General features: G+C 62.9%; 20 protein-coding genes and 1 tRNA gene. 7 read left to right on the top strand and 14 right to left on the bottom strand.

Annotation, left to right across the window (positions count from 1 at the left end; genetic code table 11):
- Positions 1-3: 3 nt before the first annotated feature.
- The 9 genes from LGH83_RS19015 to hslV all read right to left on the bottom strand — a co-directional run bounded on the left by LGH83_RS19015 (position 4) and on the right by hslV (position 9,291).
- Positions 4-927, bottom strand: a complete 924-nt coding sequence (locus LGH83_RS19015) for a sugar ABC transporter substrate-binding protein (protein ID WP_413771166.1) — start codon at positions 925-927, stop codon at positions 4-6.
- A gap of 86 nt (positions 928-1,013) precedes the next feature.
- Positions 1,014-1,994 carry an ABC transporter permease gene (locus tag LGH83_RS19010; protein ID WP_227399976.1) on the bottom strand — a complete coding sequence of 327 codons (981 nt, stop codon included), beginning with the start codon at positions 1,992-1,994 and terminating at the stop codon, positions 1,014-1,016.
- 41 nt (positions 1,995-2,035) lie between these two features.
- Positions 2,036-3,514 carry an FGGY-family carbohydrate kinase gene (locus LGH83_RS19005; protein ID WP_227399975.1) on the bottom strand — a complete coding sequence of 493 codons (1,479 nt, stop codon included), beginning with the start codon at positions 3,512-3,514 and terminating at the stop codon, positions 2,036-2,038.
- On the bottom strand, positions 3,514-4,488 hold the full coding sequence (locus LGH83_RS19000) for a transketolase family protein (RefSeq protein WP_227399974.1): 975 nt from the start codon (positions 4,486-4,488) through the stop codon (positions 3,514-3,516). The genes LGH83_RS19005 and LGH83_RS19000 overlap by 1 nt, the downstream gene beginning before the upstream one ends.
- On the bottom strand, positions 4,485-5,324 hold the full coding sequence (locus LGH83_RS18995; protein ID WP_227401922.1) for a transketolase: 840 nt from the start codon (positions 5,322-5,324) through the stop codon (positions 4,485-4,487). The genes LGH83_RS19000 and LGH83_RS18995 overlap by 4 nt, the downstream gene beginning before the upstream one ends.
- A 630-nt stretch (positions 5,325-5,954) precedes the next feature.
- Positions 5,955-6,029 (bottom strand) — tRNA-Thr (locus LGH83_RS18990).
- Between the two features lie 156 nt (positions 6,030-6,185).
- The gene (trpS, locus tag LGH83_RS18985) at positions 6,186-7,241 is read right to left on the bottom strand and encodes a tryptophan--tRNA ligase (RefSeq protein WP_227399973.1); all 1,056 of its coding nucleotides are present in this window, start codon (positions 7,239-7,241) and stop codon (positions 6,186-6,188) included.
- A 118-nt stretch (positions 7,242-7,359) separates the two neighbouring features.
- Entirely contained in the window at positions 7,360-8,670 is a 1,311-nt protein-coding gene (gene hslU / locus LGH83_RS18980; RefSeq protein WP_227399972.1) for an ATP-dependent protease ATPase subunit HslU, read from the bottom strand.
- Between the two features lie 48 nt (positions 8,671-8,718).
- Complete coding sequence (gene hslV, locus LGH83_RS18975; RefSeq protein WP_227399971.1) at positions 8,719-9,291, bottom strand: ATP-dependent protease subunit HslV; 573 nt, start codon at positions 9,289-9,291, stop codon at positions 8,719-8,721.
- 227 nt (positions 9,292-9,518) lie between these two features.
- On the opposite strand from hslV, the gene LGH83_RS18970 reads away from it, so the two are divergent.
- The 5 genes from LGH83_RS18970 to fdxA all read left to right on the top strand — a co-directional run bounded on the left by LGH83_RS18970 (position 9,519) and on the right by fdxA (position 15,202).
- Positions 9,519-10,373, top strand: coding sequence for a DUF3108 domain-containing protein (locus LGH83_RS18970; protein ID WP_227399970.1), 855 nt, complete (start codon positions 9,519-9,521; stop codon positions 10,371-10,373).
- 116 nt (positions 10,374-10,489) lie between these two features.
- Complete coding sequence (locus LGH83_RS18965) at positions 10,490-10,633, top strand: hypothetical protein (protein ID WP_227399969.1); 144 nt, start codon at positions 10,490-10,492, stop codon at positions 10,631-10,633.
- Between the two features lie 5 nt (positions 10,634-10,638).
- Positions 10,639-14,334: a helicase-related protein gene (locus LGH83_RS18960; RefSeq protein WP_227399968.1), complete on the top strand. Its 3,696-nt coding sequence runs from the start codon at positions 10,639-10,641 to the stop codon at positions 14,332-14,334.
- Positions 14,331-14,654, top strand: coding sequence for an RNA-binding S4 domain-containing protein (locus LGH83_RS18955; RefSeq protein ID WP_227399967.1), 324 nt, complete (start codon positions 14,331-14,333; stop codon positions 14,652-14,654). The genes LGH83_RS18960 and LGH83_RS18955 overlap by 4 nt, the downstream gene beginning before the upstream one ends.
- A 209-nt stretch (positions 14,655-14,863) precedes the next feature.
- Complete coding sequence (gene fdxA, locus LGH83_RS18950) at positions 14,864-15,202, top strand: ferredoxin FdxA (protein WP_131115165.1); 339 nt, start codon at positions 14,864-14,866, stop codon at positions 15,200-15,202.
- 27 nt (positions 15,203-15,229) lie between these two features.
- Here the strand turns inward: fdxA and LGH83_RS18945 are convergent, their stop codons facing one another.
- The 4 genes from LGH83_RS18945 to galE all read right to left on the bottom strand — a co-directional run bounded on the left by LGH83_RS18945 (position 15,230) and on the right by galE (position 18,248).
- Positions 15,230-15,442: a Trm112 family protein gene (locus LGH83_RS18945; RefSeq protein WP_413771165.1), complete on the bottom strand. Its 213-nt coding sequence runs from the start codon at positions 15,440-15,442 to the stop codon at positions 15,230-15,232.
- Positions 15,443-15,508: 66 nt separating this feature from the next.
- Positions 15,509-16,165, bottom strand: a complete 657-nt coding sequence (locus LGH83_RS18940; RefSeq protein WP_227399966.1) for an LON peptidase substrate-binding domain-containing protein — start codon at positions 16,163-16,165, stop codon at positions 15,509-15,511.
- A gap of 86 nt (positions 16,166-16,251) precedes the next feature.
- Positions 16,252-17,169 carry a thioredoxin gene (gene trxA, locus LGH83_RS18935; RefSeq protein ID WP_227399965.1) on the bottom strand — a complete coding sequence of 306 codons (918 nt, stop codon included), beginning with the start codon at positions 17,167-17,169 and terminating at the stop codon, positions 16,252-16,254.
- Between the two features lie 92 nt (positions 17,170-17,261).
- Positions 17,262-18,248 (bottom strand): UDP-glucose 4-epimerase GalE, encoded by a 987-nt coding sequence (gene galE / locus LGH83_RS18930; RefSeq protein ID WP_227399964.1) that lies wholly within the window; start codon positions 18,246-18,248, stop codon positions 17,262-17,264.
- A 155-nt stretch (positions 18,249-18,403) separates the two neighbouring features.
- On the opposite strand from galE, the gene galU reads away from it, so the two are divergent.
- On the top strand, positions 18,404-19,288 hold the full coding sequence (galU, locus tag LGH83_RS18925) for a UTP--glucose-1-phosphate uridylyltransferase GalU (RefSeq protein ID WP_227399963.1): 885 nt from the start codon (positions 18,404-18,406) through the stop codon (positions 19,286-19,288).
- 36 nt (positions 19,289-19,324) lie between these two features.
- Here the strand turns inward: galU and LGH83_RS18920 are convergent, their stop codons facing one another.
- Positions 19,325-20,068, bottom strand: coding sequence for a hypothetical protein (locus tag LGH83_RS18920; RefSeq protein ID WP_227399962.1), 744 nt, complete (start codon positions 20,066-20,068; stop codon positions 19,325-19,327).
- A gap of 143 nt (positions 20,069-20,211) precedes the next feature.
- Between LGH83_RS18920 and LGH83_RS18915 the strand changes: the two genes are divergently transcribed.
- Positions 20,212-21,252: a CobW family GTP-binding protein gene (locus LGH83_RS18915; RefSeq protein ID WP_227399961.1), complete on the top strand. Its 1,041-nt coding sequence runs from the start codon at positions 20,212-20,214 to the stop codon at positions 21,250-21,252.
- The last annotated feature ends 13 nt before the right edge of the window (positions 21,253-21,265 follow it).

Genomic DNA, 21,265 nt, shown 5'->3' with positions numbered 1-21,265 from the left:
CGCTCAGGGATGGTTGGCGATATAGCCGTCCACATTGTCCTTGGTGGTCAGGGCCGCATCCTGCAGCTGCTCGGCCGGCACCTTTTTGCCGGCCACGAGATCCAGCGCCGACTGAAGCGCGAGCTTGCCCATAAACTGGGTCCGCTGGGTCATGGTGGCGTCGAGCGTGCCATCCTTGACGGCTTTCAAGCCGGCCAGGTCGCCATCGAAGCCGAACACATAGACTTTGTGATCGACGCCAGCGGCCTTCACGGCCTGCGCGGCCCCGAGCGCGAGCGCATCGGCCCGGCCGAAGAAGATGTTGATGGTGGGGTCGCGCTGCAGCATGTTCTGGGCAATGTTGAAGCCTTCGTCCTTCATCCACATCTTCGAGGCTTCACGCGTGACCTCCTTGATGCCGGGGCAATTCGTCATCGCTTCCTTGAAGCCTTTGTCGCGGTCCTGCTCGGGCGTCGTGCCGATCTGTCCCTGAATGATCGCGAGCACGCCCTTGCCGCCGCTGTCCTTGCAGGCGTAGTCGCCGAGAGCCTTGGCGGCGACGACCGAGTTGGTGGCGATGAACGTGTCGCCGGGCGCATCGGTCGGGTTGCGGTCGACGGCTACGACCGGAATGCCGGCGGCCTTGGCGGTCTTCACCGGAATGGCGGCAGCGGCGGCGCCGGCCGGGATATAGATCAGCGCTTGGATCTTCTGGTTGACGAGATCCTGGATCTGGCTGACCTGCGTCGCGCCATCGCCCTTGGCGTCGACCGTAATGACCGTCACGCCCATGTCCTTGGCGTTCTTTTCGACGGATTGCTTGATTTGGTTGAAGAAGTCAGCCTGCAGATTAGCGACCGCCAAGCCGATCTTGACTGGCTCGGCCGCGCTGGCCGTGCCGAGAGCCAATGGCGATGCCGCCATGGCGAGGGTCGCGGCGAACAGCAGAATACGTCTACGCATGGTGTTTCCTCACGGGTTATGTGGTTTTCTCTGTCTACCAAGACGACGACGTTGCGCCGGCCCGATCTCGTTTACCGGCGTCGCCGGATGAGGGTATCGAAGGCGACGGCCGCCGCGATCATGACGCCGATGATGACGTCCTTGTCGTAGGTCTGCGCGCCGATCTGGCTGAGGCCGCTGTTGAGCACACCGATGATCAGCACGCCGATCAGGGTGCCGCCGATGCTGCCGACGCCGCCCGACAGGCTGGCGCCGCCGATCACCACGGCCGCAATGGCGGTGAGCTCATAGCCGAGCCCGTCGTAGGGCTGCGAGGTCTGCAGACGTGCCGCATTGGCCATGCCGGCGATTGCCGAGAGGGCGCCGGCCACGACATAGACGCTGATCAGATAAAAGCGCACCGGGATGCCAGCCAGGCGAGCAACCTCGGGATTTCCGCCGATCGCATAAAGATTGCGACCCGCCGGGCGATATTTGAGGAACGCACAAGTGGCGAGAACCAGCAGCAGGAAAAAAGCCGTCGTGGCCGTGATGACGCCGAAATAGCGGTAGGTATTCAGCCGGTTCAGCGCATCCGGCCAACCCGACACGACGTTGCCGTCCGTGTATTTGTTGGCGAGACCGCGTGTGATCGTCATGGTCGCCAGCGTCGCGATAAAGGGCGGGAGCCGCGCATAGGTGACCAGCATGCCCGAGACGAGCCCCGCCACACCGCCAATCGCAATCCCGCAGATCAGCGCCGGAATAAACGGCATTCCAACGATCGAGAACAGCCAGCCGGTCGTCATCGCGGCGAAAGCCAGCACGGATCCGACCGATAGATCGATCCCCCCGGTGATGATCACCAGCGTCATTCCGATCGCCAGGATGCCATAGACCGTCACCTGATCGAAGATGATGATGGCGTTCTGCAGCGTGAAGAAATGCTGGGCCTTGAAGGCGAAGAAGACGTAAAGCGCGATCAGCCCAATCAGCGGCCCCCAGACACCCGAGGTCAGGTCGAGCTTGAAGCGGGGCACGGCACCGACGGGTTCTTTGGTCTGCACGGTCATCCAGATGTCCTCCCTTGTGTCGTTCACGGTCTTCGCCGCGTTCAAGCCGCATCCGGCATCGGGTCACGGAAGCGCGATCGTTCGACCGCGCGACGCCAGCGCTCGCGCGCGCCGCGCCTCGTCGCCTCGGACAGGCGGGGCTCGAACATGTCGAGCCGAGGTTGACGATCGGCAAGCTGCGCCTCCGTCCACAAGCCAATCTCGAGACCCGCAAGCTGAATGACGCCGAGCGCCGACAACTCGGCCGTGCTGCCTCGGAGGATCGGGCGACCGATCAGATCGGCTTCGGCCTGCATCAGATCGTCATTTCGGGTCGGGCCGCCATCGACGAAGAGGCGGCCCAGCGGGGTCGAGCCCCGGTGGATGGCATCGATCACGTCGGCGATCTGGTGCGCGATGCTGTCGAGGGCGGCACGGGCCACTGCGGCGCGCGAGGTCCCAAGGGTGAAATTGGTCAGCAGACCGACGGCCTGATCGTCCCACCAGGGAGCGCCAAGCCCGTTGAAGCCCGGAACCAGGGAGACGCCTTGGCTATCGGCGCCCTCCGCGAGCGCCATCAAATCGTCGACCGACAGATTCAATAGGCCGGCAACCCAGCGCAAGGTCGCGCCCGCCGCACGGATATTGCCTTCGGCCGCATGGACGATGCCATCGAGCGACCAGGCGATGGTCTTGCAGACTCCGGGATCAAGCGTCGCTCCGGATGTGACGAGACCCATGACCGAGGATCCGGTTCCTTGCGTCGCCTTGACGTCGCCGGGGCGTTTGGCGCCGTGACCGAAGAGAGCCGCATGCGAATCGGCCATGACGGCGGCAAGCGGCACACCGTCCGGCAAGGGGGCGAGCCCGCGCAGAGCCGGAAACGGACCGTTCGACGGCACGACTCGCGGCAACGCGGCGGCCGGAATGTCGAAAATCTCGAGGAGTTCATCGCTCCACGTTCCGCGATCCACGTCGAGCAATTGCGATCGCGAGGCGTTGCCGGCCTCGACGAGGGCCTCCCCGCCAAACCGGCTCATGAGCCAGCTGTCGATCGTGCCGATGCAGATCGCACCGGCCTTGGCCCGCGTGCGGTCCTGATCGATGCTATCGAGGATCCACCGGGCTTTGAGCGCCGAGAACATCGGATCGAGCGGTAAGCCGCTAATGACCCGCACACGGTCGAGCACCGCCGGACTGCCGATGCTGGCGGCCAGCGCCACGGTGCGCCGGTCTTGCCACGACAAAACCTTCGACAACGGTTGCCCGGTCGCGCGGTCCCACGCGACGACGGATTCCCGTTGCGTGCTCAGGCCGGCCGCAACGATGTCGCCCGCTTGATCCGGCGACACGCAAGCCCGAACCGCCTCCTGAACGCTCGCCCACACGGCCTCGGCATCCTGCTCGACCCAGCCGGGTTGCGGATGCGTTTCGGCGAGCGCCGCCTGACCCTGCGACACGATCGTGCCCGAGCCATCGACCAAGAGACACTTGGTCGAACTCGTTCCCTGATCGATTCCGAGGACGAGGGGCGTCGCCATTAGTCCGACCCCTTGCCCATCAATTCGCGTGCGGCCTTTGCCAGACCGGCCGCGTTGAGCCCGAAATGATCGAGCAGGAACTGAGTGTCGCCGGTCGGCGCGAAGCCCGGAACGCCGAGAATCCGCATCGGAACGGGATGATGCTGCGCCACCAGTTCTGCGATGGCGCCGCCGAGGCCGCCCGACGAGACGGCTTCTTCGGCCGTGACGATGCGGCCCGTCTCGCGGGCCGCTTTCAGGATCGTCGCATCGTCGAGCGGCTTGAGCGTGGAGACGTTGAGCACTCGCGCCGAAATCCCCTCCTGAGCCAGCAGATCTGCTGCATCGAGCGCGCGGGACACCATGGTGCCGATCGCCGCGAGCGTGACGTCGCTCCCCTCGCGCAGCGTCGAAATCCGACCCGGCTCGAACTGATGATCCGGGCCCGTTACGGCCGGAATCTTGAACCGCGCCACACGCATATAGACCGGCTTGCCCGCCTGGGCAGCCCATTGCACCGCCTGCCGGGTCTCGGCCGGATCGACCGGAGCCATGACGATCAGCTCGGCGATCGCCCGCATCCAGGCAAAATCCTCGATCGAGTGATGCGTGGGCCCGAGTTCGCCATAGGCCATGCCGGGTGACATGCCGCAGAGAACGACAGGATATTGCGAATAGGCACAGTCGGCCTTGATCTGTTCGGTCGCCCGGCCTGTCAGAAACGGTCCGGCGGCACAGACGAAGGGGATCATCCCGGCATTGGCGAGGCCCGCGCCGACCCCCACCATATTCTGTTCGGCGATGCCGACATTGACGAGCCGGTCCGGGAATTCTTTCTGAAACGCGCCCATGTTGGATGAGCCGACGCTGTCGTTGCACACGACGACGATGCGCTTATCGGCCCGAGCCAGTTTGATCACCTCGTCCGCGAAGGCGACGCGGCAATCGAATGTCTCGACGGCGCCATCGGCGCGAGGGGCTTCGGCAGCGCTCATCGGGCCAGTTCCTTCAATGCGAGCTCGACCTGCTCGGCGTTCGGGACCTTGTGGTGCCAGTCGACGAGATCTTCCATGAACGACACGCCACGACCCTTGTTGGTCTTGGCGATGATGGCGCGCGGCTTGCCGCTGCCCGGTGTGGCCAACACGTCGCGCAGAGCGCCGACGTCATGACCATCGACATCGATTGCGTCCCATCCAAAGGCGCGGAATTTGTCGGCGAGCGGCTCGAGCCGGTTCGTGGCCTCCGTCCCGGCGCCTTGCTGAAAGCGATTGCGATCGACGATCACCGTGAGGGTGTCGAGGCCGCGATGGCCCGCCGCCATGGCGGCTTCCCAGTTCGAGCCTTCCTGCAATTCCCCGTCGCCGACGACCACGAAGGTGCGCCAGGATTGGCCGGTGACCTTGGCGCCGATGGCTGCGCCAAGCCCAATCGGCAGGCCATGCCCGAGTGGGCCGGTATTGGCCTCGACCCCGGGAATTTTGCGCCGATTCGGATGTCCGTTCAGCGGCGAGAGCGGCTTCATAAAGGTATCGACAGCCGCGGGATCGAAGAAACCGCGCAGCGACAGCACGCTGTAGAATGCAGCCGCGCAATGCCCCTTGGATAAGATGAAGCGGTCCCGATCGGGCTTCAACGGATCGGCCGGATCGATGTCGAGAACGTCAAAATAGAGCGCCGTGAGAATATCGGTCACGGACAGATCACCGCCGACGTGGCCGAGGCCCGCCAAAGCGATGGTTCTAACGATTTTTTGCCGAACCGCCGACGCGATATGCCGAAGATTTTCGGGGTCGGCCGTTCGCTCAAACGACGGCTTGACCGCGCGCAGGACGAGTGGCGTCGTCGGTGATCCAACCTCAAGCGACGTGGCTGTTCGCTCTGCTCCGGCCAAGACGACCTCCCATTGATTAAATATTCAGTATCGATTGTTAATTCATAATACGACCTGTGAGTTCGCTGTCAATCGCAAAATTGGGGAAGACTGTGTTGAAGGACGCACTCGATCGGCGGTCGCGCAAAACGGCGGCATCGCCGCGCCGTCGACGAGTGATCTTGCGACTCGATGAGCGAACACGTTCGGCCGCGCAGCGCCGGCACGACGCTGACCGACAGTCTGCCGGCAGCGGTGGTGCTTAGCCCTGCCGCACCTTTGAATGATGGACGCTTACGGTTGCGGCTTTCGCCTTGCCAAACCCGATCGCGTCAGCGAACAGCCCGCCTTCTCCAAGCTCGGGTCGACCAAGCGCCACCGCCATCGCGGTCCTCAGCGCGTCGCTAAACGCGGTCGTTTCGATCTGCTTGCGCGCGTCCGTCCCGGAGCTGAAATGCAGTGGATTGTGCCGGTAATCGGACAATGGCTCGGCAGGATGTGTGACGGATTACGTCTCGACACATGTCGGTAATCTCGAGATCGGCGCTTCACCAACCGGCTCGTGACGGAGCAATCTGGGGGATGGAATGGTGCTGCCAGAGAGGATTGAACTCTCGACCTCTCCCTTACCAAGGGAGTGCTCTACCACTGAGCTACGGCAGCGATGGGGTTGGGACGCGGGATGAAATCATCGGCGCGGCAGAAACCGTTGGCGGGTTACTGCCATAGCCGGGGGGTTGATGCAAGTCGGGGACGGCGCATCGCCTCAACTTTGCTGAAATGCCGGGCGCAAGCCTGACGCGACGCCTTCGAAGGCGCCTAACGCAAGAGGCCGACGATGTCCTTCACGGCATCCATGGTCGGCCGGGCGATGGCGCGCGCACGCTCCGCCCCATCGGCCAGCACCCGATCGATATGGCCGGGGTCGGCCCGCAAGGCCCGGATCTCGGTGCCGATCGGTCCGAGTTTGGCGACCGCGAGATCGACCAGAGCCCCCTTGAAGCCGGAGAACTGGCCGCCCCCGAACTGCCGCAGCACCTCTTGTTTCGCCTCCCCCGACAGAGCCGCATAGATGCCGACGAGATTGTCGGCCTCGGGCCGCCCGGCCAACCCCTCGATCTCCGACGGCAGCGCGTCAGGGTCGGTCTTGGCCCGGCGGATCTTCTGCGCGATCGTCTCGGCATCATCGACGAGATTGATGCGGGAATTGTCGGAGGGATCCGATTTCGACATCTTCTTGGTGCCGTCGCGCAGGCTCATGACACGCGTCGCGGGGCCCTGGATCAGCGGCTCGGGGAGCGGAAAAAAGGCTTCTCCCTGACCACGCGCCTCGATCTCAGCCGCAAAGTCGTTGTTGAACTTCTGGGCGATGTCGCGCGCCAGTTCGAGATGCTGCTTCTGATCCTCACCGACCGGCACGAAAGCGGCGCGGTAGACCAGAATATCGGCCGCCATCAAGGCCGGATAGGCATAGAGCCCGACGGACGCGTTCTCGCGGTCCTTGCCGGCCTTTTCCTTGAACTGCGTCATCCGGTTGAGCCATCCGAGCCGGGCCACGCAATTCAGCACCCAGGCGAGTTCCGCATGTTCGGCGACCCGGCTTTGATTGAAGACGATGTGCCGCTTCGCGTCGATCCCGGCCGCCAGGAAAGCCGCGGTCACGTCGCGGATGCTGGAGCGCAGATCTTCGGGGTTCTGCGGCACCGTGATGGCATGCAGATCGACCACGCAATAGAGGCACTCATGCGCCTCCTGCAGCGACACGAAACGGGTGATCGCGCCGAGGTAGTTGCCGAGATGCAGATTGCCGGTGGGCTGCACGCCCGAAAAGACGCGCGGCCGGATCGCGGCGGGCTGGGAGGCGGCATCGGTCATCGTAGCGGTCCTTGGCGATCAATCGTCCTGTCGGGAAGCGCACGCTTATGACCGGCCCGCCGAGCCATGGCAATCACGGCCGCGACGGCTCGGCTCGTGGCGCCTCGTCGAGACGAGCTTAGAGGATGAAGCGCGACAGATCGGCGTTGCGGGCAAGATCGCCGATGTTCCGCTGCACAAAGGCCCGGTCGATCACGATGGTCTCGCCGGGCCGGTCGGGTGCCGTGAAGCTCACCTCGTCGAGCACCCGCTCCATCACGGTCTGCAAGCGCCGGGCCCCGATATTCTCGACGCTGGAATTGACCTGAACCGCGACGGCCGCGAGTTCGTCGATCGCATCCGGCGTGAAATCGAGGTCGACCCCCTCGGTCTTCAGCAGCGCCACATATTGCTTGACGATGCTGGCCTCTGTTTCGGTGAGGATGCGGCGGAAATCATCCTCGGTCAGCGAGGCGAGTTCGACGCGAATCGGGAGACGACCCTGCAATTCGGGAAGCAGATCGGACGGTTTCGACACATGGAACGCGCCGGATGCGATGAAGAGGATATGATCCGTCTTCACGGTTCCGTGTTTGGTCGCGACGCTCGTCCCCTCGATCAGCGGCAGCAAATCACGCTGCACCCCTTCTCGCGAAACATCGCCTCCCCCGCCCCGTCCCTCGCGCGCGCAGATCTTGTCGATCTCGTCGAGAAACACGATGCCGTTATTCTCGACCTCGCGAATGGCCTGCTGCACGATGCTGTCGACGTCGAGCATCTTGTCGCTTTCCTCGGCCAGCAGCGGCACATGGGCATCACGGACCGACATGCGACGCGTCTTGGTGCGGCCGCCCATGGCCTTGCCGAACATATCGCCGAGATTGATGGCGCCGATCGATGAGCCTGGCATGTTAGGAAGCTCGAACATCGGCAATTGCGATCCGCCTTGCGCGACCTCGATCTCGACCTCCTTGTCGTCGAGCTCGCCCGCCCGAAGCTTCTTGCGAAACGAATCGCGTGTCGTCGGTGAGGCCGTGGCCCCGACGAGCGCATCGAGCAGTCGTTCTTCGGCCGCCATCTGCGCCTTGGCTTCGATGTCCTTGCGCTTCGTCTCCTTGACAAGCGAGATGCCGATCTCGAGCAGATCGCGAATGATCTGCTCGACGTCGCGGCCGACGTAACCGACCTCGGTGAATTTGGTCGCTTCGATTTTGAGGAAAGGCGCATTGGCGAGCCGTGCCAGCCGGCGCGAAATCTCAGTTTTGCCGCAGCCGGTTGGGCCGATCATCAGGATGTTTTTGGGCAGGACTTCGTCGCGCATCGGCCCTGTCAATTGCAGGCGGCGCCACCGGTTGCGAAGCGCGATGGCCACCGCACGTTTGGCATCGCGTTGGCCGATAATGTGACGATCGAGTTCGGATACGATCTCGCGCGGCAGAAAATCCGTCATGAGAAGCCTTCTTTGACGTTGCAGGGCGGGTGGCCGGATCGAAAGCCCTTAGTCGCGCTCGATGGTTTCGATGACGAGATTGTTGTTGGTGTAGACGCAGATATTCGCCGCGATTCCCATGGCCTTGCGGGCGATCGCCTCCGCATCGGGTTCGATATCGATCAAGGCGAGCCCGGCCGCGAGCGCGTAATTACCGCCCGACCCGATCGCCGCCACGCAGCCCATCGGGCTTGATTCGGGTTCCAGCACGTCGCCGGTGCCAGTCAAGACCAGCGCGGTCTCGCGATCGGCCACCAGCATCATGGCCTCTAATCGCCGCAGGTAGCGGTCGGTGCGCCAATCCTTGGCGAGCTCGACGCTGGCTCGCAACAACTGGCCGGGGAACTGCTCGAGCTTCGCCTCGAGCCGCTCGAACAACGTAAAAGCATCAGCGGTCGCGCCGGCAAAACCCGCGATGACGGAATTCTTAGCCAAGCGACGCACCTTGCGCGCATTCGCCTTCATGACGGTTTGACCGAAACTGACCTGACCATCGCCGCCGATCACAGTCTTTCCGCCCTTCTTGACCAGGATGATGGTCGTGGCGTGAAAACTCGGAATACGACCGTCGCTGTCCTGCATGAGCCCTCTCCGGCCATCACCGTGCACCGGGGGCACGCTCTCCGATCGGCATCTATGAACATGGGACGACGCTTGCAAGACCCGCGGCTTGAACGTCAGTACCGTCGGTCTGTCTTGAAACTGTCGGAATTTTCTTCAAAAGCTGCGGCCTTGACGTTTGCATGATTCTGCTCGGATGCTGCGCGATCTTTCCGGGCCACATCGCTGCGGCCGCTTTTGAGTCGAACATGATCCTGTTGTCTTCGCTGATGCGTCGCTGCCGTGCCGCGAGCCTGTTCGCAGCCGCCGGACTGCTTGCGGTTGTGGCTGCCCCAACGTGGGGAAGCGCCGCCGCCGATACGCTCAAGATCCACTACGCGGTGACGCTGATCGGGCTGCCGATCGGCACCGCGCTCGTCTCCGGCGTGGTCGAGCCCAACTCCTACCGGATCGAGGCCAACGCCAAACTGATCGGGCTCGCCAGCATGATGTCGTCGTCGAAGGGAGCCGCCACGGCGACCGGGAGCGTCGTCGGCAGCCATATCGCGCCGGCGACCTACGCGACCACCTCGGCCAATTCGGTCATGACGCGAACGCTCCGGATGGCCATGAACGCCGGTACCGTGAGTGGCGTCGAGATCACGCCGCCGTTCGATTCCCGTATTCCGCGCGTCCCGGTGACTGAGGCCGACAAGCGCAACATCGTCGATCCCCTCAGCGCCTTCGTGATGGCGGTTCCGCCCGGGAACGATCTTGTCGGCGCATCCGCTTGCGACAGAACCCTGCCGGTCTTCGATGGCGCGACCCGGTTCGATCTCGCATTGGCTTATGTCGGGACCCGCCACGTCAAGACCAAGGGCTATAACGGCGACGTGTCGGTCTGCTCGGCGCGCTATCACGCGATTTCAGGCCATCGGATGGACGGACCGGCGACGAAATTTATGGAAGACAATAAAAGCATGGAGGTCTGGCTCGCGCCGATCAGCGGAACTCATGTCGTGTTCCCCTATCGGATCTCGCTCATGACCATGATCGGCACCACCGTGATCGAAGCCGACGAATTCGCGGTCGATCCAGCAAGCCACGCGTCCATCGGCCATTGAGGCGGACGGATCGACGGCGACCGCGTGCTCAAAGGCCGGTAGGGCTTGAAAACAACGACGGGCTCTCGGAATCCAGAACGCCTTGCCCATATAGGCGGTAGAACGAAGGATCGGGAATGCCGGTTCTGATCGAGATTCAGTCCCGGTCGACAACGCTGAAAGCAGCCAGTTTGAGTTTTACGCTGCGATCTCCGGTCGAACCGTTGGGAATCCTCCGCTACGCCGCCGCCCTCGGCGCGCAACACGAATCGATGCGGTGAGCCATATGGATCTTGACGATCCAGCCACTTTCGGTTGGGCCTTGCCGCGCGGCGTGTCATCCGGTCGCTTCAGCGGGGCTGGCGTCACGGCCGTGCTCGGCCCGACCAATACCGGCAAAACCCATTACGCGATTGAACGGATGCTGTCGCATCCGTCTGGGATCATCGGTCTGCCACTGCGCCTGTTGGCGCGTGAGGTTTATAATCGCGTTGTCGAAAAGGCTGGCGCCGACAATGTGGCGCTCATCACGGGCGAAGAACGAATCAAGCCGAAGCGGCCGCGCTACTGGGTCGCGACCGTGGAGGCCATGCCGCGCGACCTCGACGTGTCGTTCCTCGCGATCGACGAAATCCAGATCGCCGCAAGTCTCGATCGCGGGCATGTCTTTACCGACCGCCTTCTCAATCGTCGCGGCCGCCACGAGACGCTGCTGATCGGCGCCATGACGATGAAACCGGTGATCGAGCATCTGTTGCCGGGTGTCACGATCGTGTCCCGCCCTCGTTTGTCGAAGCTCACCTTTGCGGGAGAGAAGAAGCTCTCGCGCCTGCCGCATCGAAGCGCCATCGTGGCTTTCTCGGCCGAAGAGGTCTACGCCATCGCCGAACTGATTCGGCGACAGCGCGGCGGAGCGGCGGTCGTGCTCGGCGCGCTATCGCCGCGCACCCGGAACGCCCAGGTCGCCATGTACCAGGACGGCGAGGTCGATTATCTCGTCGCCACCGATGCGATCGGCATGGGCCTTAACCTCGACGTCGATCACGTCGCCTTCGCGGGCGACCGCAAGTTCGATGGCTGGCAATATCGTCGTTTGAACCCGGCGGAATTCGGCCAGATTGCGGGGCGCGCGGGGCGTCATCTGAAAGACGGGACCTTCGGTACGACGGGCCGTTGCCCGCCGTTCGACGAGGAAGAGATCGAAGCGCTCGAAGACCACCGCTTCGGCGCCGTGAACATCCTCCAATGGCGCAACACCGATCTCGATTTCTCAAGCGTTGAGGCGCTGCAGCAATCGCTGGATGTTTCGCCCGACGAAGCCGGCTTGACCCGTGCGCCTTTGGCCGAAGACGTCATGGTGCTGGATATCGCGGCCCGTGACGTCGATGTCCGCCGCCACGCGAAAACGCGGGCCGATATCGCGCGGCTTTGGGAAGTCTGTCAGGTTCCGGACTATCGCAAAGTGTCGCCATCCGCTCATGCGGACCTCGCTTTGACGCTGTTCGGCTTCGTGGTGCGGGCCGGCCGCATCCCGGATGACTGGTTTTCGCGGCAACTCGCGGCTTTCGAGCGAACCGATGGCGACATCGACACGTTGTCGGCGCGGATCGCTCAGGTCCGCACCTTGACGTTTATTGCGAACCGCCCCGACTGGCTTGGTGATCCCGAGCATTGGCAGGGCGTGGCGCGTCAGGTAGAGGACAGGCTGTCCGATGCCCTGCACGAACGGCTGGCACAACGGTTCGTCGACAGACGGACCAGTGTACTGATGCGACGGTTGAGAGAGAATGCTATGTTGGAAGCGGAAGTCACGCCTCAGGGTGACGTCCTTGTCGAAGGTCAGAATGTCGGTCAGCTGCATGGCTTCCGATTTACGGCCGACCCATCAGCAGCCGGTGAAGCCGCCAAGGCGCTGAACACGGCAGCGCTCAAGGCGCTGGCTGGGGAAATCGACGCGCGGGCCGAGCGTTTTAGCGCGTCGGTCGATGAATCGATCGCACTTGCCAATGACGGGACGATCCGCTGGCTCGGCGATCCGATTGCGAAGCTGACGGCGGGCGACGGGCTGCTTGCGCCCCGGGCCCGGCTCGTGGCTGACGAGCATCTGACCGGACCGGCCCTCGAGATGGTGCAGCGGCGGCTCGATCTTTGGCTCGCTCAGCATGTCAAAAAACTCCTCGGCCCGGTGATGGATCTCGAAGCGGGTGAGGGTCTTGAAGGAATCGCACGCGGCATTGCCTATCAGGCTGCCGAAGCGCTCGGCGTGCTGGAGCGTTCGCGCGTCGCCGAGGAGATGAAAAACCTCGACCAGACCGCACGCGGCGCCCTGCGGAAGCTCGGGCTCCGGTTTGGCGCCTATAATATTTATCTGCCGCTCTCGCTCAAGCCAGCCCCCCGTGCTCTCGCGGCGCAACTCTGGGCGCTGAAACATGGCGGTACCGAGACCATCAAGGGCCTTGATGACGTCCCATACCTCGCCGCCTCGGGACGCACCTCGTTCCCGGCCGACAAGGACGTCCCGAAGGGTCTTTATCGCGCAGCGGGTTTTCGCGTCTGTGGCGAGCGTGCGGTTCGGGTCGACATCTTGGAGCGTCTGGCCGATCTGATCCGGCCGGCAATCGCCTATCGTCCCGGCACGACCCCCGGCGCTCCGCCGCCCGGTGCTGCCGACAATAACGGCTTCGTCACAACGGTCGCGATGACGTCCCTGGCCGGTTGTTCGGGCGAGGATTTCGCCTCGATCCTGCGATCGCTCGGCTACGTGCTCGATCGCCGAGTCGGACCGCCCATCACGGTTCCGTTGCTGCCGACCGCTCCAACCGAACCGCTGCGTCCAGTCGCAACGCCCGCCGTGACGGATGGATCGCCGAGCAACGAGCACCTTGAAGCGGACGCAGCTCCCATCGAGACCGAGACGGCGCATCACGAACCACGGGCTGAACAACTCGAGGCGACATCCGAATCAGAGGTGGCGGAAGCCCCGAGCGCAGTCCCGGTCGACGCAGCTGAGGGTGAAGCGTCAGCGCCCGGCTCCGCCGCGCCGCATCGCATGGACGAGATGGAGGCCGAGCGCGTTCAGGAGTTTAACGCTCCGGAGGAGTTCGTCGAAAGCGCGGCACGGTTCCGCGAGGACCCTGTCACGGCCGCAGTCGAACAGCCTGCCCCGGCGGCGGAGGCCGCCTCGGCGGAAGAGCCCGCACTTGTGGCGTCGCATCAGGTGACGGAGCCGATCAGCGCCGTGCCGGACGACAGGGTCGCGGCGAACGCTCACGCCACCGCAGAAACCTCGATCGAGAGCACACTGGAGGTGTCGGGCGAGAACAACGCCGATGCACCGGATGCCACCCTTGAGACGGCCGCCGCAGCAGACGAGCCGGACGTTCCGGCCGAACCGGTTCTGATCGACGTTTGGCGTCCGCACAGAACGGCATTCCACGCCGAAAAACGTAACGATCGTCCGGCCCGTCAGCGGCCGCAGGGGCGCGGCGGTGAACGGGACAACCGGAGGCCGCATGGCGGAACGGGACGCGATCAGCCGACACCGACCGACATGCCGGTCGCGGCAGTCTCGGGTGTCGATGCGCCGACCATGGATGCAACGGCGACGCCCGCGTCTCAAGCGCGGCCCGACCGTGATGCGCGGCCCGATCGCCAACGCGACCAGCGTCCCGGCGGCAACCAGCGTTCTCGTCCAGGTGGCGGTCGTCGCGACGATCGACCCCGCCAAGGGGGCGACCAGGCTCCGCGACAGAGCAATGCCGGCGCGCCGGATAGCGCCAGTGCGCCGCGGGGGCGGCCCGAGGGCGAGCGCAACCGCGACCGACGCAACGAGCGGCCCGAGAATGCCCGATCCGCTGGTGCGTCTTTCGCATCGACCGAGCGGCCCACGCCGCGCGACCGCCAACCTGACCCAAATTCGCCCTTCGCCAAGCTGCTGGCCCTCAAGGCCGAGCTTGAAGGGCGATCCAAAAAGGACACGTGAGCGCCGACCGCTCATCGCCCACCGAGCCACTTGTCGAACGCCAGCGTGTCGACAAGTGGCTTTGGTTCGCCCGTGTTGCAAAATCGCGGTCGCTTGCCGCAAAACTCGTCATCGGAGGCCATGTCCGGATCAATACGGTCCGGATCGATAATGCCGCGAAAGCGGTCCGCGCTGGAGATGTCCTGACGATCGCACTTGATCGGAACGTGCGTGTCCTGCGGATCAACGCGCCTGGCTTGCGTCGAGGGCCCTATGAGGAGGCGCGGTTGCTCTACGACGATCTATCGGCCCAACCTGCCCCACCGGACGACGACGCCTGAAGCCTTGTCTTGTGCAAGGCGCGATGACACCAGTTCGCCATGATGCGCGCATTCGCCTGGTCTGATCCATTTTCTGTGATTGTGGAATCGCTCTAGATTGGCCATATGGACGATGCTTGCACGCCTTGGACAAAGGCGTTAGCAACCAAATCTGATCTGAACGGATCGCGCACCGGCCGCATTCACGATGGCCGTGCAGGGAACAAAACATGACTTATGTGGTCGTCGAAAACTGCATCAAATGCAAATACATGGATTGCGTCGAAGTCTGTCCCGTGGACTGCTTCTACGAAGGCGAGAATATGCTCGTCATTCATCCGGATGAGTGCATCGATTGCGGTGTCTGCGAACCTGAATGCCCGGCCGAAGCCATCAAGCCGGATACTGAGCCGGGCCTTGAGAAGTGGCTGGGCCTGAACGCCGAATATGCCAAGGCTTGGCCGAACATTTCGGTGAAGCGGGAGAGCCCGGCCGATGCCAAGGATTTCGATGGCAAGCCCGGCAAGCTCGAGGCTTATTTCTCCGCTAACCCCGGCGAGGGCGACTGATCGCGTCTGTCGGCTCGTGCGCGCTCCTTAATCGGTGAGCAGACGAGCTTCGTCGGGCAGCATGATTGGGATGCCGTCGCGGATCGGGAAAGCCAATTTCGCAGCTCGGGATACGAGCTCCTGCCGAGAGGCATCGTAAGACAATGTCGTCTTGGTGATGGGGCAAACCAGAATCTCGAGCAATCTCGGATCGACCGTTGCTTCTCCGGGCCGCCGAGCCGGTCGCATTGTCTCGCCCATATCGCTCATTCTACTATCTCATCCTCAAAACGGCCCTCGACGGCGTTGGCCATGGTAGCGCCCATTCTACTGCAGTGAGCGCGTCTCGCCCGCATCACGGGCGAGTTCGATTTCGGCAATCGCGATCAGCACATCGGCGCGCGTCTTGAGATCGGATGCTTCCAGGAGTGCCTGCTTCTCGCGCGGGCCGAATGGGCTCATCATCGACAAGGCATTGACCAGCGCGTCGTTGGGCGCATCGTCGATCCCCGACCAATCGACCGACAGGCCATGAGCGTCGGCAAAATTCCGCAGCGTTCGCAATAGCCCTTCGCGATCGACGTCGCCCTCACCCGCGGCCGAATCAAAATCATGCATGAAGCCGCTGAAATCGACCCGGCACTGCCGATACGGCGTCATGACGGTCATTTCCTCGATGATGGTGTAGCGTGCGATGCCGGTGAGCGTCACGAGGTAGCGACCGTCGCCGGTCTCCGAAAACGACGTGATCCGTCCAGCACATCCGGTCGCGTAAAGACCGTGCTTATCGAGGATGCGTTCCGCATCAGGCTGAACCATACCGATGACGCGATGCGACTTGAACGCGTCGTCGATCATCGAAAGATAACGCGGCTCGAAGATGTTGAGGGGCATCTGGCCGCGCGGCAGCAGCAACGCGCCGGGGAGCGGAAAGACCGGGATCACGGTTGGGAGCGCGTCGGCAGACCCGTAGGGCTTGTTCATGCTTGCCTTCCTTCCGACGTGGGGACGATTGCATCGGTATCGCGCCGGGGACCGACCGAGCCCGTCTTGGGTTCGCGTTTATGACGTCAACGAAACAGCAGACCTGACAATTTACGACGTGCTTGAACCGCAGCCTTATCGGTCACGCCCCAAGCATCGAAAAACTGCAAGAGTTGCTTTCTCGCCCCATCCTCGTTCCAACTGCGGTCGCGCTTGATGATTTCAAGGAGGCAATCCGCCGCTTCGTCCCGTTTGTTCTTGGCGTTGAACGCCAAGGCGAGGTCGAAGCGCGCTTGGTGATCGTCCGGATCGGCCGCGACTTGCCGCTCGAGATCGCTGAAATCACCAAGCGACGCACTTTGCTCTGCGAGGTCGATGGCGGCCCTGACGGCGACGACACTCGGATGTTGCGCCGCGCTCCCGACCGCCATGCTGAGAACGGCTTTGGCCTGATCGAGAGCACCCGCATCGAGATGCAGCTTTGCCAGACCGGCCAAAGCTGGTGCATTCGTCTCGTCGATGGACAGGATTTCGGAGTAGATCGCCGCCGCCGTCTCGACATCCCCCTCGGCCACGGCAGCCGCGGCCTCGTCGAGCGCCTCCTGGGTCGGATCACCGACGGGTCCGACAAGCCGTTCGATGAACCCTTTGATTTGACTTTCCGGCAAGGCGCCGACGAACCCATCGACCGGCTGACCTTTGCTGAACGCGATCACGGCCGGGATCGATTGAATCCCGAGTTGTCCCGCGATCTCGGGGTGATCGTCGATGTTCATCTTGACGAGCTTCACCTTGCCGCCCGCATTGGCCACCACCTTTTCAATGATAGGCCCGAGTTGCTTGCATGGCCCGCACCAGGGCGCCCAGAAATCGACCAGCACCGGTTGACGGGTCGATTCGGCAACGACGTCCTGCCGAAAGGTTGCACTCGTCACATCTTTGACGGTCGTCGACGCCGCCGACGGCACGGGAATGCCCGACCCAAAATTGCTCTCGAACGACATGCCCAACCCCTTGGTCGCACGGCCACAGCCGGCAGAAAACTTCATTGGAAAGATGGTGCGACACCAGACAAACCGCAACTCGCGGTGGGTCGTCAGACCTCGCGATTGTGCAGTCGGCGCTCCCAGGCCAGCGCCTGCTCGACGATGGTGCCGAGATCGTCGTAGCGCGGAACCCAGCCCAATGTCTCGCGGACACGATCGTTACGGGCCACGATGGCGGCCGGATCGCCCGCTCGTCGCCCGACCCGCGTGACGGGGAAATCAACGCCGGACACGCGTTTCACGACCTCGATCACCTCGCTGACCGAGAAGCCCTTCGCGTAGCCGCAGTTGCAGGTGAGATTATCGCCGCCCGCGCGGAGGTAGCGCAGCGCATCCATGTGAGCGCCGACGAGGTCGCTGACCTGGATATAGTCGCGAAGGCAGGTGCCGTCGGGCGTCTCATAATCGGTCCCATAGATCTGCAGGCCCTTGCGCCGCCCGAGCGCCGCCTGCACCGCGACCTTGATCAGGTGGGTCGCATCCCGCGTCGATTGACCGGCCCGACCCTGCGGATCCGCCCCAGCCACATTGAAATAGCGCAGCACCACGTAGCGGAGATCATGGGCCGCAGCCGTATCGGCGAGCATCCACTCCACCATCAACTTCGATCGGCCATAGGGCGAAACGGGTGCGAGCGGCGTCTCCTCAGACACGGCCTCGCTGCCGACATTTCCATAAACCGCCGCGGTCGACGAAAAGATGAAGTGTTTGACGCCAGTCGCGACGGCCACGGCAATGAGGCTCCGCGCCTTGGCGGTGTTGTTGAGATAATATCCAAGCGGATCGGATAGCGAATCCGGGACGACGATCTTGGCGGCGAAATGCGCGATGGCATCGACGTCGTTACGCTCGATGACACTCGTCATAAACGCCTCGTCGCCGAAATCGCCCTCGGCGAACACGACCCCGTTTGAAACCGCGTCCCGAAACCCCGTGGATAGATTGTCGACCACCACGACGGTCTCGCCCGAGGCGATCAGGTCGAGCACCATGTGACTACCGATGTAGCCTGCTCCGCCCGTCACAAGAACCGTCATGTCGATCTTTCTCCCATGCTCGTCGTTTAAGGATGTGGCCTTCATCACAGCGACGCGTTCTTAACGCTTGCTGTAGGATAGTCATCGCCTAGCCTCAGCTAGGCTCCGTCCAGCCCCCGGCCATGATTTTCGGCCGCTTGCCTATTGGATCGTTCATGAAGCGCATTCGCAAAGCGGTTTTCCCCGTCGCCGGTCTTGGTACACGGTTCCTGCCCGCGACCAAATCGGTTCCGAAGGAAATGATGACGGTTGTGGACCGCCCCGTTCTGCAACATGTGGTCGACGAAGCCAGGGAAGCGGGGATCGAGCATTTCATCTTCGTGACCGGCCGCAACAAGGCTGTCATCGAAGATCATTTCGACATGGCCTACGAGCTTGAATCAACGCTTCAGGCTCGCGGCAAGATGAAGGAATACGAGGCCTTGATGGCCGACCTGCCCCCGGCCGGTACGACGAGCTTCACGCGCCAGCAAGCCCCGCTGGGCCTCGGCCATGCGGTGTGGTGCGCGCGCGAAATCATTGGTGACGAGCCCTTCGCAGTGTTGTTGCCCGACATGATCACCATGCAGGGTGGCCGCGGCAGCCGCTGCCTCGCCCAATGTATCGAGACTTACAACCAGCATGGCGGCAACGTCATCGCGGTCGAGGAAGTCCCGATGGAGGAGACGCATCAATATGGCGTCGTGTCGATCGGCAAGGATGACGGCCATAATTTCGAGATCACCGGCATGGTCGAGAAGCCGGCAAAAGGCACCGCGCCGTCGACCTCGATTATTTCGGGCCGGTACATCTTGGACTCTTCCATCTTCGAAGCCTTGAAGGATGCCGAGAAGGGCGCGGGCGGCGAGATCCAGCTGACCGACGCGATGATCAAACTCGCCAAGAACCAGGCGTTTCACGGCGTCCGCTTCGATGGCAAAACCTACGATACGGGCTCGAAGCTCGGCTTCCTGGCCGCCAACATCGCTTTCGCCATGGCACGCCCCGAACTAGCCGACGGACTCAGGGTCGAGCTGAAGAAGATCGTCGGTACGCTTTAAACCTGTCGGTTGATCGCTGATCGAGATCGAGCCGGCTCACCGCAACTCGAACTCGATCACGCTCAATCGTGTCGGACCGGCGTTGGTCAGTACCCGCGTCGCCGGCAAGGTGAAGGCTGCGTCTCCAGCCTGCACCACCGCCTCATGCCCAATCTCACCGGGCTTGGTCTCGATGATGCGCTGCCCCGAAAGCACGACGCGCACGCCCGGCCCGTCTTGCCGGTAGATCGGGGTCGAGGCGCCGGGCTCGAGCATCAGATGCCACGCTTTCAGACGCTGCTCGTCAAGCACCAGCGCGAACATGCTCGCTTCGGACCGATCCGCTTTGCCGAAATCGCCGGCGCTCGGTCGCAGCAACTCGAACGCGATCTGGTGAAGAAGGTCGGGTCCGGTGTTGGTGATGCGCCGGATGGCGTCTTTGTCTTGATACGCGCCGTAGATAACCGAGCCGGTCGTCATCTCTCCGTCCTTGGAGGATCCGTCCTCGCGCGACTCGGTGCGAACCGTGCTGCCGCCGATGACTGTGACGGCGTAATCACGCGTATGCTCATGCCATAACGTCGCTTTCCCGGCAGGGATCAGCACGCGCATCAGTCGGATGACGCCGTTCTGGAAAATGACGTGATGATGCGGTTCCTCATCGGTCGCCACGACATCGGAGGTCGCACCGGTCGCTGAGATCGGCAACGCCGTGACGGCGAGCCCGGCAGCCGCGATTGCAAACACGTGACGACGCGTGAACGGATGGTGACATCCAGACCGGCGGGATCGGTAGGGCATCGTCGTGGCTCCCTTCATGGGTTGAAGTCGACGGCTCGGCCTGGACCCATTCCCGTTTATCGCGTCGGACAGGGCTTTCATCGGCGGCAGAAGCTCCGATATAAGCTAACATCGTTGCGACAGAACTTCCCTCGGAGACCAGAATGGACAAGATCCCCGTCACGGTGCTGACCGGCTACCTCGGCGCCGGCAAGACGACTCTGCTCAACCGCATCCTTACCGAGGACCATGGCAAAAAATTCGCCGTCATCGTCAACGAATTCGGCGAGATCGGGATCGACAATGAATTGGTGGTCGGCGCCGACGAAGAAGTGTTCGAGATGAACAACGGATGCATCTGCTGCACCGTTCGCGGCGATCTGATCCGCATCCTCGAAGGCTTGATGAAACGCCGCGGCAAGTTCGACGCGATCATTATCGAGACGACCGGCCTCGCCGACCCGGCGCCCGTGGCCCAGACCTTCTTCGTCGATCAGGACGTGCAGGATAACGCCCGCCTCGATGCGATCGTGACGGTCGCCGATGCCAAATGGCTCAGCGCCCGCCTGAAGGATGCGCCCGAAGCCAAGAACCAGATCGCCTTTGCGGACGTCATCGTCTTGAACAAAATCGATCTCGTCTCGGACGAGGAGTTACGCGAGGTTCAGGCCCGTATCCGCGCCATCAACCCCTATGCGAAGTTGCATAAGGTCAAGAATTGCGCGGTCGACCTCGACGCCGTCCTCAACCGCAATGCCTTCGACCTCGATCGCATTCTCGAAATCGAGCCGGATTTTCTCGAGACCGACGATCATGACCATGGCCACGATCACGACCATGACCATCATGATCACGACCATGGACACGTCCATGCGCATGGCTACGGCGGCGCCAAGCATTATCACGACGAGGACATGCAATCGGTCGCAATGGTCCACGAGGGCGACGTCGATCCGAACAAGTTCATGCCCTGGATCAACCATCTGGTGCAGACCGAAGGCGGCAAGATCCTGCGTTCCAAAGGCATTCTGGCGTTCAAAAACGAACCCAAGCGCTTCGTCTTCCAGGGCGTTCACATGATGCTGGATGGCGACACTCAGCGCGATTGGAAAGAGGGGGAGAAGCGAACCTCGAAGGTCGTGTTTATCGGCCGTGATCTGCCGATCGAGGAGATCCGCAAGGGCTTCCTGGCCTGCGCGGCCTGAGCCACAGCACTCA

It is taken from the genome of Lichenihabitans sp. PAMC28606 (assembly GCF_020616535.1).
Lineage (GTDB): Bacteria > Pseudomonadota > Alphaproteobacteria > Rhizobiales > Beijerinckiaceae > Lichenihabitans > Lichenihabitans psoromatis.
Note: the sequence above shows the minus strand (reverse complement) of the source record. Positions and strands in the feature narration are given on the sequence as shown.